The 13833-nt window shown below is 58.3% G+C and carries 7 protein-coding genes; 5 read left to right on the forward strand and 2 right to left on the reverse strand.

Going from position 1 to position 13833, the window contains the following annotated elements; genetic code table 11:
- Positions 1-57 precede the first annotated feature (57 nt).
- The 4 genes from BLP91_RS05570 to BLP91_RS05585 all read left to right on the forward strand — a co-directional run bounded on the left by BLP91_RS05570 (position 58) and on the right by BLP91_RS05585 (position 10868).
- Positions 58-1191 (forward strand): metallophosphoesterase family protein, encoded by a 1134-nt coding sequence (locus tag BLP91_RS05570; protein ID WP_091567517.1) that lies wholly within the window; start codon positions 58-60, stop codon positions 1189-1191.
- Positions 1188-3956 carry an AAA family ATPase gene (locus BLP91_RS05575; RefSeq protein ID WP_091567519.1) on the forward strand — a complete coding sequence of 923 codons (2769 nt, stop codon included), beginning with the start codon at positions 1188-1190 and terminating at the stop codon, positions 3954-3956. The genes BLP91_RS05570 and BLP91_RS05575 overlap by 4 nt, the downstream gene beginning before the upstream one ends.
- A 127-nt stretch (positions 3957-4083) precedes the next feature.
- Positions 4084-7326 (forward strand): PD-(D/E)XK nuclease family protein, encoded by a 3243-nt coding sequence (locus BLP91_RS05580; protein WP_143003471.1) that lies wholly within the window; start codon positions 4084-4086, stop codon positions 7324-7326.
- Entirely contained in the window at positions 7323-10868 is a 3546-nt protein-coding gene (locus tag BLP91_RS05585; RefSeq protein ID WP_176757844.1) for a UvrD-helicase domain-containing protein, read from the forward strand. Before BLP91_RS05580 ends, BLP91_RS05585 begins: the two co-directional genes overlap by 4 nt.
- An 88-nt stretch (positions 10869-10956) precedes the next feature.
- On the opposite strand, the gene BLP91_RS16640 is transcribed toward BLP91_RS05585, so the two are convergent.
- Positions 10957-11097: a hypothetical protein gene (locus BLP91_RS16640; RefSeq protein ID WP_176757845.1), complete on the reverse strand. Its 141-nt coding sequence runs from the start codon at positions 11095-11097 to the stop codon at positions 10957-10959.
- 294 nt (positions 11098-11391) lie between these two features.
- Positions 11392-12342 (reverse strand): helix-turn-helix domain-containing protein, encoded by a 951-nt coding sequence (locus tag BLP91_RS05590; RefSeq protein WP_091567523.1) that lies wholly within the window; start codon positions 12340-12342, stop codon positions 11392-11394.
- Between the two features lie 237 nt (positions 12343-12579).
- Here BLP91_RS05590 and BLP91_RS05595 point away from each other — a divergent pair, with 237 nt between their 5' ends.
- Positions 12580-13800: a M15 family metallopeptidase gene (locus BLP91_RS05595; protein ID WP_245662138.1), complete on the forward strand. Its 1221-nt coding sequence runs from the start codon at positions 12580-12582 to the stop codon at positions 13798-13800.
- The last annotated feature ends 33 nt before the right edge of the window (positions 13801-13833 follow it).

Raw genomic sequence — 13833 nt, forward strand, 5'->3', positions numbered from 1 at the left:
TGGTGAAAGATAAAAGGTTAGGATTGTAAAACCGAATGGTTGGTAAAGGAGGAAGGCATGGCATCGTCATTCACCTTGGTACATACAGCGGATCTGCACCTGGATCTGCCGGTGCAGGGTTGGAAGGATGCGGAGCGGCTGGCGGAGCGGCGGCTGGATTACCGTTCCACCTTCCGGCGGATCATTGATTTGGTCCAGGAGAGGGAGGCCGCTTTTTTGGTGATCGCCGGCGATTTTTTGGAACACGGCTATGTGGACCGGTCGACTCTGGATTTCGTCCAGGCCGAGTTGGATCGCATTCCCGATACTCGGGTGATCGTGGCCCCGGGAAACCATGATCCCTGGCGTCCCGACTCCTGTTACCGCACCATCCGCTGGCCGGAGTCGGTTCATATCCTGTCCGGGGAGTGGGAAGAACACGTTTTTCCCGAGTACGATTTGTATCTCTACGGTAAAGGCTTTACCGATTTTGTAGAGCGGGAAAAGAGCCTCCCTACCCTGCGGGGGGATGGCGGGCGGCGGTTGCTGGTTGCCCACGGGACCCTGCTGGAACAGGAGGCGGTGACGGATTATTTCCCGCTGCTGATGCCGGAGCTGGCCCCACTGGAGCTGGATTATGTCGCCCTGGGACACATCCACCAGCCGGCCACCCGCCGGCTGGATAACGAACGGCGGACCTGGATCCGTTATCCCGGATCTCCGGAGGCGTTGCGCTGGAAAGAGACCGGGGAGCGGACCGTCACTGTCACCACCTGGGACGAATCGGGGGTGCGGCTGGAGCAGGTGCCTGTTCACAGCCGCCGCTACGAGGTGGAAATGGTCGATGTGGAAGGATGTGAAACCGACCGGCAGGTGGCCGCCTTCATTGCCGGCAACATCCCGCCAGGACAGGAGCGTCACCAGTGTCTTCGCTTCATCCTCCAGGGTGAGCGGCCGCCCGAGACGGAATTTTCCCCGGATCGCATCGCAGCCGAGCTGAAGGCGGAAGGTTTTTTTTATGTGGAATGCCTGGATCGGTCCGTCCCGGGCTTTGATCTGGAGCGCCTGCAGGCGGGCGACGGGCTGGTGGCCGCCTACATTCGCCGGATGGAAAAAAAGATGGAGACGGCGTCACCGGAGGAACGCGATATCCTGCAGGCCGCTCTGCATAAGGGGTTGGCCTTGTTGATGGCGGAGGTGGAATCGGGATGAGACTACATCGCGTCCATTTTCGGGGATTTGGCCGCTTTCTGGATCGTGATTTCTTGTTAGGGGAGGGGTTCAACCTGATCGAAGCCCCCAACGAAGCAGGGAAATCCACTCTGATCCAGGGTTTGCTCGCCTTGATGTACGGTGGGAAAAAGGAAGGATTGCAGCAACGGAAAAAAGCGGACTGGTACGAGGATTATCGCCCTTGGCAAGGGACCGCGTACGGAGGCGAGCTGGACTTTTCCCTGGGAGAGAAGGAATACCGGCTGATCCGCTCCCTCCGATGGGAAGAGGAGCACGAGCAGTTGGTGGATCGGAAGACCGGCCGGGATCTGACACCGCTCTTTCCGATGGATCGGCGAAAGGACCGGCAACTGATTCCCCGCTTGACCGGCTTATCCCGGTCCCTGTTTTCTCGCATCTGCTGTTTTTCCTCCTCAGCCCGCGCCGGGGATCAAGAGATGCTGGAAAAGTTGCAGCAGCTGATGGGGAAAGAGGCTCGGGTGGAGCCGGTGCTGAAAAAGCTGAAGGCCGAGGTAGACGGGATCGGGGTGCGGGCTACCGGGCAGAAACCCTATGCCCTTGCTTTGGCTAAGCGAAAGCGTCTGCGGGAAGAGATGGAGCGAAAACGGGCCGAATACCGGCAGCTGCAGCAAGCGCGGCAAGAGCTAGCCCGGCTGGAGGCGGAGCGGGACCGGCTGGCGAGCCGCCTCCGCTCGGCCCGAAGTCAGGTGCAGCAGGTGAAAGAGCAAAAACAGGCGGCTCAGGAGCGGGCGGCTCTCTTGCGGGAGCAGGCTTATCTTCAGGGCCACTGGCAGCGGGGGGAGACGATACGGAAGCGTCTGGAGGCCCTGCGTGAGGAGAGGGAAGCTATCCTTCCGCCTGTACTTTTGTCTCCTGCCGAAGGGGAGAGCCTCCGGGAGTGGCTCCGTCGCCACAGCGATCTTTCTGAGACGAGGAAGCGGTTGGCGGAGGAGATCAGACAGGTGGATGAAGAGCTTCAGCGTTTTCAAAAAAAGGCCGGTCACCTGCTGGCACTACCCCTGGGCAGCATCTCTAGGGCGCAGGAGCAGTTGCGTCAGGCGGCGGAGCTGGAGGGGGAGTTGGCGTTTCCCACTCCGTTCCCTTCCAGTGAACGACAAATCTTGGGAGAGGATGTAGCACGCCTTCGTCGTCTCGGAACGGAGCGGGAGGCTGTGGAGCGGCAGCGGGAAGCCTTGGAAGGGGAGTGGAACCGACTGCACCTGGCGGAGACAGCAGAAAGACGTTCCGCTCCCGTTCTCCGGAGTGGGATATGGTGGGCAGCGGCTGGTATCAGCGGCTTTGGTTCCTTTTTTCTCTTGTTTGAGCAGCCATTGATCAGCGGGTTACTGCTGGCTGCTAGCGTTGCCGCCGCTTACCAAGGGACTCAAAGGTATCGACAGCCAACCGGTGAGAACCGGGACCGCTGGGAAACTGCCGCGTCGCATTTCCCCTATGAGGAGACGGAACGGACGTTAGAGGAGGTTCGGGAGGAGTGGCGTCGTATTCGGGACCGGGAGCGGGAGATTTTGGAACGGTGGCGGGCCGCTTCTGTCGCCGATCTATTCACCTTGTGGCAAGACCAGTCTGCCGATGCGGAGAGGCGGGGGGAGATCCGCCGCATCCATAGAGAGGTGCAGGAGTGGGCGGCTCCTCTCAAGGGGAGGCTGGGTTCTTTTGAACCTCGACGGTGGCAGATGGAACTGGAGCGGATTGAGGAAGAGGCGGAGAGGGCTCGGGAGACCCGCCGCACCTTGGAGATCCGCCTCGCCGCTTTGCGGGAAACCCTGGCGGAGAAGGAAGAGGAGAAGGGCCGGATCGATCAAGAGGGTGCGGCCTGGCGGCAACAGCTGGGCACCGAACACCCAGCCCTATGGGAGGAATGGATACGCAACAGCAACAGGGTCCACGAGTTGGACCGGCAGATTGCAGAATGGACTGAACGCATGGAAGAATGGGAGCGCAAGCGGCAGGAGGAAGACTGGGAGTGTCGCAAGGAGAAACTGGAAGTGAAGTTGGACCATGCGGAAAAGCTGCTTCAGGAGATCAAGCTTCCCGAGGATCCCGCGGCAGCCGCAAAGGAATTGGCGGATCGGTTGGCGGAAGCGGAAGCCGATAGCCGTCGATTAGAAGCCGACTACCACCAGGTGAAGGAACGAGTAGATCGTCTCACAGGTGAGTTGAGCCAGTCCGGGGATCTATCCCTGGGGGATGTGGAGACGATGCTGGAGGAAGCGGAACGGGAGGTGGAGGAACTGGATCGGAAACGGACCATTCTGGAGGAGGTGCGGGCGGGCATTGAGGAAGCTGCCCGGGAGATCCAGGATGATCTTGCACCCTGGCTGCGCCCCCAGGCGTCCACAGCGATCCGGGAAGTGACCGGGGGGCGCTATGGGGAATTGATGGTTAACCCGGCTCAGGACTTTGCCATGCGTGTTTTTGTGCCGGAAACCGGGGTGTCCCAACCGGTGGAACAATTGAGCCGGGGGACCATCGATCAGATGTACTTCGCGCTGCGTCTGGCTTTGATCCGCTTTTTTTCCGACCACGCCTCGCTTTTTCTCCCCTTAATTCTGGATGACAGCCTGGTTCACTTTGACGAAGACCGATTGCGGCAGGCGATCCGTATTCTGGGAAGCCTCTCCCGCTCCCATCAGGTGATTTTGTGCACTTGCCAGGATCGGGAGAGGCGGATGCTGGAAGACGAAGGGATCCCGTTTACCCGGATGCGGTTGGACCTATCGTGATATCATGAGCGGCGGCATATCAGGAAGTGTGGACCTTTTTCATCCAAGCCCGTAAAAGGGACTTGAAAAAAAGGGAGCGTTCATCAGAGGATGGAGAAGACAGGTTTGATGTAAGGAGGTGGTGCGGGTGTCTGGAACGGTTTACTTACATAACGTCTCCGATGGGGAAGTCGGCATCGGATTGGAACGGCTTCCCCGCGAGAGTGGAATCCCCTGTGTCGTGCCCAGTTCCCGATTGGTACGGGAGTTGAAGCGACGGTTTCATCAAGGGGCTGAGCGGTTTTTTACCTTTGACCAGTTTGTGCGTTGGCTACTCTCCCTGAGCTGGGAGGATCCGATGACGATGGTAGCCCAGGAGTTGCTGGTACAGCGGGCAGTTGCTCGGGTGGAAGAGAACGGCGGTTTTCACTATTTTCGTCGGATGACGGCACGGCGGGGGTGGCTCAAACAGGTGGAAGCCCGGATCGGAGAGCTAAAACGGGCAGGCGTGCGCCCCGAGCGCCTCGATCAATTGTGGGCGGACCGAGGGGAGAAGTACCGGGAGCTGATCCGGGTTTATCAGGCCTACCAAGAACTCCTACGCCGATATGGATGGGTCGATCAAGAAGAGCCCTATTTTCAGGTTTGTGAAGCGCTGCGTCGGGAGGCGGGGTGGAAATCGCTGCCGGAGCAGGTGGTGGTGGAGCAATTTACGGAACTCACTTTTATGCAGCAGCAGGTGCTGATCCAGCTGGTGACAGCCGGCGTCGATGTCTCTCTCCACCTGGTTTGGGATGAAAAGCGACCCCGCCTCTTTCGGGAGACGGCCCGAACCGTGGAGCGTCTAAGGCAGCGGGGTTTTTTTGTGCGAAAGATGCCGCAGAGGTTGCAAGTGACGGAAAAGGCGGCCCCTCTGAATCACTTGGAACAGCAGGCTTTCGCCACTTCCGCTGCCCCGGTGTCGGCGGAGGGAAAAGTAGAGGTGCTTGCGGCCTCCGATGTGGATCACGAAGTGGAACGGGTGACCGCCCGCTTGCGGGAATGGCTGCGGGACTCGGGAGCGGCGCTGTCGGAGGTGGCTCTGGTTTGCGCCGATCCGGAGCAGTATGAGTCCCGTTTGGTGTCTAAACTGCAAAGGGCCGGTCTCCCCTGTGAACGGGGACAGTCCATTTCTCTGTACGATCACCCCTTGATGCAAACTCTGCTGGGGGCACTGTCGGTGCGGCAGGGCCAGGAAGAAAAGCGGACCGCCTTGATGGAAAGCGCCTATCTTCCCTGGGTAGAGGATGGGACCATGCGGAGCCGCTGGCTTCGGGGGTACCGCCTGTTAGGCGAGCCCCGCAGTGAAGCTGATCTCCTTCGCCGCATGGAACAGACGGCGGCTTGGCGGGAGTGGACCGCCGCCGATGGGGAGGGTTTGCGCGCCTTATATCGCTGGGTAGAGGAAATCCCCAAGAAGCGTCGGTGGCGAGAGTGGGTAGAGTGGTTTGCCCGTTGGTCTAAGGTGTTAAAGCGGGAGGACGCCTGGGAAGAGATGGGTCGGGATACCGATCTTCTGCCGATGCTGGTCGGGGAAATTAACGCTTGGGAAGCCCTTGGCGAGGTACTGGAAGAGTGGAAAACGGTGTTCGATTCCACGGACCTGGGCGAAGGGGTGTGTGATCTCCGTTCCTTTATCCATGAGTTGGAACGGGCAGCGTCAGGGAAAGAGGTGGAGCTGACTCCGGGTCGCCGGGGCGGTATTCACCTTCTTATGCCCAACCAGATGGGAGGAAGACGGTATCGGGCCGTCTTTATGCTGGGGTGTGCTGAAGGGGACTGGCCCCGTCCCATTCGGGAAGATTGGTTGATTCCAGACAGGGAGCGTCTGCGGCTGCGTCGGGAGGGCGTGATACTGGCCACTTCGGCGGAACGGCGGGCGCAACGGCTGCTCCCCTTTTACCAGTCCGTCCAGGCGGCGACAGAGCACCTGGTCTTCTCGTATCCGTCGATGACAGCGGAAGGAAAGGGGAAACTGCCGTCTCCTTTCCTAGATGAGTTGCTGGGCCTTTTGACCCCGGATAGTGTGGTACAGACCTCGTCTCAAGCGGGCGACCTTTTGCCGACCCGTTGGGAGGATTGCTTATCCCTCGCTCACGGGGTGGAAAAAGCCGTCGATACGCTGCGCCGAGGTTCCGAGGAGGAGAGTGAAACCCGCCGGGCTCAGGAACTGCTTCACCGTTACCGCCGGGTCTATCCCGGGAAATATCGCTGTCTCCGGGAGCGGATTCAGGTGGAACGACTCCGCTGGAGCAGTCGTTACACCGCCTTTGACGGCGTGCTGGGCTCTGCCGGGTGGTTCGGAGAGCGGGCCCATGGACTGAAAGATCAGGTGTGGAGCGCCACGGCACTCAACGAGCTGGTCCAGTGCCGCTTTCACTACATGGCAGGGCGCGTGTGGGGAATTCAGCCCCGGGAAACGGCGGAGACCGGAGTCTCCTCCTTGGAGCAGGGGGAGATGTTTCACCGGATTTTGTCCCGCTTCTGGGACCGTTACCGGGATGGGGGTTTCGATCCCGACCGGGAGGAAGCGATGCGGGAGCATCTGATGCAGGTGGCGGAGCAGGTATTTCAGGAGGCAGAAGAAGTCGGCGGGTGGAAATGGCGGGATCCCTTCCGTGTCCGCATTGAGAAGAGTCGGATCCGCCAGCAGCTGATCCAGCTGTTGGCTCACGAATGTTTCTGGCGGCGAAAGGTGGAAAACCCGCCGGCGCCCCGCTTTTTGGAGCTGGGCTTTGGGATGGCGGCGGATCCTGCCTTGGTGCACCGGGGAGAGATCGACCCCCGGACCCGGACCTCTCCGGCGGAGTTAAAGCTGGCCGAGGACTGGACCTTGCGTTTGCGGGGAAAAGTGGACCGGGTCGACATGGATGCTGACGGATATTATGCCTTGTATGACTATAAATCGGGCGCCGCCCCTTCAATGGAAGCGATTCGGTCAGGAGACCAACTGCAGTTGCCCCTTTACTTGTGGGTATTGCAGGAAACCTTCGGCCTTCATCCGGACCAGGCGGTGGGTGCCGCTTATTACACGGCGGCAAAGCGCCCGGAAGAAGGGACTGCACCAACAGACAACCGAAACCGGGGACTGTGGCGCAAAGAGCGGGCGCCCCTGGCGGGAATCGGTTCCCGGGTGGGGAGCCTTCTGGAACAGCAAGAGTGGGATCAGGTGCAACAGAGGATCCGCCAGCGGATTCTGCAGCAGTTGGAACGGGCGGCCCAAGGGGATTTCGCCGTCGCTCCGGCCCGGGAGTGCCCTCTCTTCTGTCCCCACCGGACCGTCTGCCGGATCGACAGCCAGCGGATGGCGAGAAAAGTGAATTTGGAAGAAGAGGAGGAGGATCAGCGGTGAGCTTGGGGGAGATTCGCCTGACACCCTCCCAACAGCAGGCCGTCGATTCCCTGGATGTGGACTGCATCGTCTCCGCCGGAGCCGGTTCAGGGAAGACGCGGGTGTTGGTGGAACGGTTTCTCCACATCCTGGACCGAGAGGGGGATGAGCCGGATATTCTGGAGCGGATCGTCGCCATCACCTTTACGGAAAAGGCAGCTACGGAGATGAAGAATCGGATTCGTGACGGGATGAAGCGACGGCTGGAACAGGCCCAAAAGCAGGGGGACCCGGTGGAAGAACAGCGGTGGTACCGGCTGCTGACGGAGGCGGAGCGGAGTCGTATCACCACCATCCACTCCTTTTGCGCTCGTCTTTTGCGGGATCATCCGGTGGAAGCCGACGTGGATCCCGGTTTTTCCATCATGGATGAAGCGACGGCGCGTACCTTGCTCCGGGAGACAGTGGAGAAGGCATTGCCCCAGGTGGTTGGAGCCGGGGAGACGGATGAAGGTGCGGCGCTACAGCGGTGGATCACCGGTTGGGGAACGGAGGGTTGCCTGCCGTGGGTGGCTCACCTGTACACCCAGATGGCGGGAAACGGTTGGGAGCCGGAGGAGCTCTCCCGCCGGACACGGGCTCATCAGGAGCAAGTTGCCGAGCAGTTGCGGCGGGAATGGCAGGTGAAACTGGATCGTTTGCCGGGGCTGGCGCAACCTCTGTTGCAGCTTTCGGGCGGGAAAAGGGTGAAAGCGTTCCAGTCTGCCTGGCCGGAACTGGAACAGGAGTTGACTGCTGCCCGGGATCCCGAGGCGCTTCTTCCGCCCTTGCGGGCGATCAAGGAGTTGCTCAAAGGAAATTGGGGGCGCAAGGAAGAAATCACTGGACCTCGGGATCAGATGAAGGAGCAGGTAGACCGCCTCCTGCAGGTGACGACCAGTCTTCTTTTGCTGCCGGAGGAACGCCAGTTGACGGAAGGGTTGCTCTCCTTGCTGACGTTGGTTCACCACCGGTTGACCCGGACCAAAGGGGAACGAAACGCTGTCGACTTTGACGAACTGCAGACCCGGGCGGTCCGCCTGCTGCGGGACCACCCGGAGGTGTTGCAGCAGGTGCGGCAATCGATCCGTTACCTGATGGTGGATGAATTTCAGGATACCAACGATGCTCAGAAACAGCTGATCGATTGTTTGTGCAGTGGAGAGGAGGAACCGGGCAAATTATTTGTAGTGGGCGATGCCAAACAGTCCATCTATCGCTTTCGCGGGGCGGAGGTGAGCCTCTTCAGTCAAACCCGGGAAGAGATTCTCTCCCGAGGCGGGCAGGAAGTGGCCCTGGTGGACAATTTTCGCTCCGATCCCTTTCTGGTCGATTTTGTCAACGGGTTGTTCCAGCGGTTGATGTCCTCCGATCCGACATCGCCCAACCATTACCGGGAAACGGTGGCCCAGAAGGAACGGTTGGGTGAGGCGCGGGTGGAATTTTTGCCGGTGCCAAAAAAAGAGGCGCTGCCCGAAGGACAGGATCCTCGTGATGTGGAAGCGGAGAGGATCGCCTGCCGGATCGAAGAGCTTCTGAAGGCGGGGACGCCGCCAGGGGAGATCGTCTTGCTGTTTCAGGCGATGACCCATGTGAAGCGGTATGAGCAAGCATTGCTCCGTCGAAGGATTCCTTTCCACGTGGTCCGGGGGCGGGGCTTTTTTGATCGGCAGGAGGTGATCGATGTCCTCCACTACCTCCGCTGGCTGGTCGACCCGGGTGACACCCTGTCTCTGGTGGGTCTGTTGCGTTCTCCCTTTTGCGGCATCTCTGACGAAACCCTCCTGATGATGACCCAAGAGCCGGGCTGGGAAAAGGCGCCGGAGCGCTGGCTGGAGCTGGCGGGGCTAACCGTTGGGGAGTGGAGCAAGCTGGAAGGCTTTATTCGGCAACAAGCCTGGGCCCGCCGCCAGCTGGGCCGGGTCTCCGTCGCCCAGTTGGTGGAGGGATTGCTGGAAGACTCCGGCTATCTTCAGGTGTTGTGGGCTACTCCTCAGGGAAAACAAGCCCGGGCTAATCTGGACAAGCTAATCCATCGGATCCGAGAGGAACAAGGGGAGCTGAGCTACTCCTTGGATGCTTTTCTCCGCCGGGTGGATGAGTGGCAGCGGGTACAACAGGAAACGGAAGCGGCGGTGGAGCCGGCGGAGGGGAACAGTGTCAAGCTGATGACCATCCACCAATCCAAAGGATTGGAGTTTCCTGTGGTCATCCTCCCCGATCTGTCCCGCTCTCCCACTCCCCATAACGCCGATGTGGAGGTGGATCGGGAAGCGGGGCTGGTGGTCCGCCTGCGCGGCATGACCCCTATCCAAGGGGAGCCGATCCGTTGGCTGGAGTGGAAGGAACGGGAGAAGGAGCGGGAGCGGGAAGAGTTTGTCCGTCTCTTCTACGTGGCGGTTACTCGGGCCAAATACCGTCTGCTCCTGAGCGGGGTGCCGTTAGAACATAAGGGCGTGAAAAAAGGGGAAGGATTACTGTCCGCCGCCACCTGGAGTGAGTGGCTGGATGGGGTTTTCAGTTTCGACCGTATCGACGACGAGCAGGGGGTCTGGGAGCTGGAGGATCCGGAATTGACCATTCAGGTGAGGCTGCCTGCCGGAGAGGCAGCGGCGGTGATGCCGGAAGAGCCATCACTGTTGGATACCGGTGGGTGGGAGCCGCCATCGGACCCCCTGCTTTCTGAAAAGCCCCTGACTCCGCCGGCGGTGGCGGTGATGGAGCCACGGGGCTGGCTTCCCCTGGATCGAATGGAGATCAGCGTCAGCGATCTCATGTTGCTAAAAAATTGTCCTCGGAAATATTACTACGCCCGGGTGGCCGGTCTCTCCTTCCCGCTCACAGAAGAAGGCGACCCAAAGTCCCCTGCAAACTCCGAAGGGTTTACCCTGTCCCCTCAGCAGCGAGGAGAGATCGTCCACCGTTTGATCGAAACCTGTCCTGCTCCATGGGAGAAGACATCCATCGAATGGGGACGGATCCTGGACAACTTCGGCGTTCCCCGCTCCAGCCAGCTACAGGTGAAAAAACAGGTGCAGCCGCTGTTTGAGACTTACCTGAACAGCCGGCACCATCTGACGTTATCCCGACAGAGTGGAGTGAAGAGAGAAGCGCGCTGGCTTCAAGTTCTGTCGGGGTTGGAAGTGGAAGGGATCATCGACCGGATGCACCGAAACCCGGATGGCACCTGGGAACTGGTCGACTACAAAACCAATGAGGTGGAACCGGGACAGGTGGAGAAGACGGCGGAGGAGTATCTTCCCCAACTGCAACTTTATGTTTTGGCCGCCAAGGAGACCTGGGGGATCGCGGTCGATCGGGCCACCCTGTTTTTCCTTTCTCCTGGGGTGGAGAAGACCTGGGAAGTGGATGACGCATGGATCCATCGAGCACTGGGTGATCTGGAGGAAAGTGCGCGCATGCTCCATCAGGGAGAAGGTATCGACGATTATCCTCCCCGTCCCGGCTACCGCTGCGGTTATTGCGAATACCGCAAGATCTGCTCCGCGGCTGATCCAAGTTAAAACGGTACAAAAAGAAGCCGTTCTACCGGCTTCTTTTTATGGTGGCGGGAGGGAGGTTTCCCGGGATCAGTCTTTGATCAGTCTTTCATCAGCCGTGCGATTTTTCCCGTTCCCGTTTGATACGAAGGTCCAGTTCTAAGCGAGCTGGACCTTTTTCGATCGTTTCCCGTTCCTTTTTCAGCGCTTCGATATCGTCGATCAGCTCCTGGAGCCGCTGTGCTCGGGTCATATTCGATTCTCCTTTTTTCAAAATAACATTTCCTTATTCATCATATCTTTTCGTTTCTTTTTCACCGGGAAACAGCAGGTTTTTTCTCTCAAAACGGAGAAACGAAGACAGTGGACGCTCGCGAACCTAAAAAGCACCGAGGTGGTTCCATGTGGTTGAAAGGTTTTGGACTTTTTCTTTGTTTGTTGCTGTTAACCATGTGTACTCATGTGCCGAAGGTGTATGGATCCCCGGATACGCTTCTGTTCCTGTGAGGTCGTCAGCAAATAACCCCCACCGAGGGGGGATGCAGACTTACTCCCGGTCCTGATCCGAGGGATCAAAGCCTGGGGAAGCTTCATATTCGGCGGGGTCTTGCGAATAGGTAGCGGCTACTTCCTGCATGGCCATCGATGCTGTCTCCCAAGCATCCCACTCGTGGAGGGGAGGTACCCGGAAGTCTTCAGAGGCGGCCAGGTTGCGTGCCCGACGGGCTTCCCGTTCCAGACGGAAAGCGAGCTGGTTGAAACGGGCGCGGATATTCTGCTCCATAGAGCCGTTGGCTTGTTGTCGGCAGTAGTTTAAACAGTTGGGACACATCATCCATTTCAAGCTGCCTTCCACGTAGATATCAGCAAAGATGGCACCGGGGTAAAAATGGTCGTCGATTTCGCAAAAGTCACAAAACAATTCATTTTTTCCGGTCATAAAGCCCAGTTTGACGCTGACTTGACGGTCGACTTTCTCTTGCCGGACCTCGTCTCTCTTTTTCTCGTCAATCATTTGGAAAAATTGACCGATCCACTCCTTGAAGCGGAGCCGGGAGAGGGGCTTTTTCATCTTTTCCAGTTGAGCCGTCGCTTTTTCAAAGGCTTCTTTCCAGCGTTCCCCGATCTCGGATCCCCCGTCGTCTTCTTGCCGATGCTCCTGGTGGTGAATGGGGATCACGTCTCCCTTTGTCTCCTCTTCCGCAGTCGCTTCCACATGTGGAGGGTTTTCTGGGTCCGTCTCCCGAAGGATCTCCTTCCCCTCTCCATCCTGGGGGACAGCCTCCTTTTCGAGCAAATCCCGTGCTTGATCTAGCTCCTCCTCTCGAATCCAGAAAACCCCGTCCTGTTCCATCCCTTGCAGCTGTTCAGTCAGAACCAGGTCTTGCACCCTTTTCATCGGAACGCCGAACCGCTCGGCAACATCATCCACCGTGTACCAGCGCTCCCTTGGGTCCACTGGGGTGACACGATTTTCATCCATATGGGAAAACGGCATCCTATGGCCCCCTTTTTGGCTGAGTCGATTCGTATTGAGTACTCTTTCTCATAAGGAACCTATTTTCCTCCCTCTATTACAAAAATAGACAAAAGGTCAGCCTCCTCGACAAACCCGGTGCATCTTCCGGAGCAAATGATTTTTGAAATAGAAAACCCAAAATTTCACTGCTATAATGAAAAAGCAAAACAGGAATAGAAATCGGATGTTATCTAGTCCCGCCAAAAGGAGGAGGCCATGGGACATCGCCATTTCGCGGCTGGATTGCTTCTGATCGGACTGTTGCTGATGACGGCAGCCTGTTCAGGGGAGGAGGGAAAGCAAAAAGTGAGAGCGATGGACCCCTTTCAACAGGAGCAGGAAGAACAACCTCAGGATACCGGTGTGGAGTTGGAAACTTTTGTCCAAAGGATGAGTGCGGTATTGCCAGATGATGTTGACCTCGATCCTCAAGGGAATCAATATTCGGACATGAACGAGGGACGTGCGGTGTTGGATGCTCCACTTGGTGAAAAAGGACATTTTTACGCGGTAGTGGATCAGAAAAGTCATCATCTGGTAGAACTCAAAATCTCCTGCCGCGGATCCGTCGTTCCCTCTTGGGGAAAGGGCGTTCTTCGTGCTTTTCACCCGGATCGATCGGATCGGGAAATGGAAGGGGAAGTAAACCGTTTGTTCCCGGAAGATGGCGGGAATAACAGGGTTCATCACCGCTTGGGCCACATGAAGTATGTGGTGCATCGGTCGGCAGAGGGCTGGGCGCTGGTGGCCCGACCTCAGGGTTTGGCTCAGTCGGTACTGGATCTTGCGCTTCACCCCGAGGCGGAAGGGGATCCTTCCGGGAGGAAAGCTGATACCGGTGACGGCGGGGGGACAGTGGTATCCAATCCCGCGTCATTCACCGTTTTGGTCAATAAGTCCCATTCATTGCCTCCGGATTATGTTCCCCCGGACTTGGTGATTCCCCAGGTTCGTTTCTCCTTCAATGGATACTCACCGAAGAAAAACATGCGGCGCGAAGCGGCACAGGCTTTGGAACGCCTATTTGCGGCGGCGGATGATCGAGGTTTCAGGCTGTTTGCCCAATCCGGCTACCGCTCATACCAACGACAGCAGGCGATTTTTGCCTTAAAAGCCGACCAAGTAGGGAAGAAACGGGCCAACCAGGTGAGTGCTCGTCCCGGTCAAAGCGAACATCAGACTGGGCTCAGTATGGATATCACCAGCCAGTCGGTGGCCTTTCAATTGGTGGAGTCTTTCGGTCAAACTCCCGAAGGACGTTGGGTGGCGGAAAATGCTCATCGGTTCGGATTTATCATCCGTTACCCCAAAGGGAAGGAACAGGTGACCCGGTATCAATATGAACCTTGGCACCTCCGTTATGTCGGGGTTTCCGCCGCCGGCGAGATGTACCGCAAACAGCAGACGTTGGAAGAGTATCTGGGCAAGCGGGACTGATCCGTTCCGCGGCGAGCTTTTGTTGATGAACGA

The sequence above is a fragment of the Melghirimyces thermohalophilus genome (assembly GCF_900102685.1).
GTDB classification, from domain to species: Bacteria; Bacillota; Bacilli; order Thermoactinomycetales; family DSM-45169; genus Melghirimyces; species Melghirimyces thermohalophilus.